Below are 1,379 nucleotides of genomic sequence, written 5' to 3' on the forward strand. Positions count from 1 at the left end.
GCGGCGCACCGGTTCCGGTGCGCCGCGGTTCCCCCCGGCCCAGTCCGACGTCCGGTGCAGCCCGGCACCTCGGTGTCTGGCCCGGCTCGGCTGGCCGTGTGGGCCGGCGGGCATGCTGGTGCGGTGCTTCGTCATGTCCTCGCGACCCGCTATGCCACGCCCCTGCGGGAGGGCGGCAGTCTTCCCGGCGTCATGGAGGGCGACGACCTCGGAACGTGGGTGGTGAAGTTCACCGGTGCCGGGCAGGGGCCCAAGGCGCTCGTCGCCGAGGTGATCGTCGGCGAGCTCGCGCGCGGCCTGGGCCTGGCCGTGCCCGAGCTGGTCCTCGTCGACGTCGACCCGGATCTCGGCCGAACGGAGCCCGACCAGGAGGTTCAGGACCTGCTCCGGGCGAGCCCCGGCCGCAACCTCGGCATGGACTACCTGCCCGGTTCGATCACCTACGACCCGCTGGCGTTCCCGGTGGAGCCGGCGCTCGCCGCCCGGGTCGTCTGGCTCGACGCGTTCACGCTGAACGTCGACCGCTCCTGGCGGAACCCGAACCTGTTGGTGTGGGGCTCCCGCCTGTGGCTGATCGACCATGGGGCGGCCCTGTACCCGCACCATGACTGGCCGGGCGCCGCGGCGGCGGTCGACCGGCCGCTGCCCGGCTTCGCCGACCACGTCCTGCTCCCCACGCTGGGCGCGGACGCACCGGAGCTGCTCGCCGCCGCGGACCGGGAGCTCGCACCCGCGGTCACGGCGGACCTGCTGTCCCGGATCGTCGAGCTGGTGCCGGCGGAGTGGACGGACGTGCCCGGCTCGGCCTACGTCGACTGGCTGCTGTCCCGTGTCGAGGGAGACCGTCCCTGGCTGGCGGAGATGCTCACCCCCGCCGAACCGCTCGTCGCCGCCGAGCGGCGTACCGGACGTCCCGACTGGCTGCTGGGAGGCTCCGGTGCCTGATCTGTTCGAGTACGCGATGATCCGCGTCGTGCCGCGAGTCGAACGCGGCGAGTGCGTCAACGTCGGTGTCCTGCTGTGGTGCCAACGGGCCGGCTTCCTCGGCTCGCGGTGCGTCGTCGACCGGGAGCGCCTCGCCAGCCTCGATCCGTTCCTCGACCAGGACGCGGTGTCGGCGAGCCTCGTGGCCCTGCGCCGGGTCTGCGCCGGCGGCCTCGACGCCGGACCGCCTGGCCGGCTCTCCGGCGGGGAACGGTTCCGCTGGTTGACGGCCCCGCGCAGCACCGTGGTGCAGACGTCGGCTGTCCACACCGGTTTCACCGACGACCCCGCCGCCGAGCTGGACCGGCTGGTCGAGTTGCTCGTCGCCCGCCCCGGTCCGCCGCGGGGCTGAGGCGACGTCGCTCGCGGGCCCCCCCCCCGGCCCCCCCCGCCGG

Annotated in this window: 2 protein-coding genes; both read left to right on the forward strand. The window is 74.7% G+C overall.

Annotation, left to right across the window (positions count from 1 at the left end; genetic code table 11):
* The first annotated feature begins 123 nt into the window (after positions 1-123).
* Entirely contained in the window at positions 124-945 is an 822-nt protein-coding gene (locus tag MXD62_RS27520; protein ID WP_248832303.1) for a HipA family kinase, read from the forward strand.
* Positions 938-1,336 (forward strand): DUF3037 domain-containing protein, encoded by a 399-nt coding sequence (locus tag MXD62_RS27525; RefSeq protein ID WP_248832302.1) that lies wholly within the window; start codon positions 938-940, stop codon positions 1,334-1,336. The genes MXD62_RS27520 and MXD62_RS27525 overlap by 8 nt, the downstream gene beginning before the upstream one ends.
* Positions 1,337-1,379: the final 43 nt, after the last annotated feature.

This window comes from Frankia sp. Mgl5 (assembly GCF_023242985.1).
GTDB classification, from domain to species: Bacteria; Actinomycetota; Actinomycetes; order Frankiales; family Frankiaceae; genus Parafrankia; species Parafrankia soli.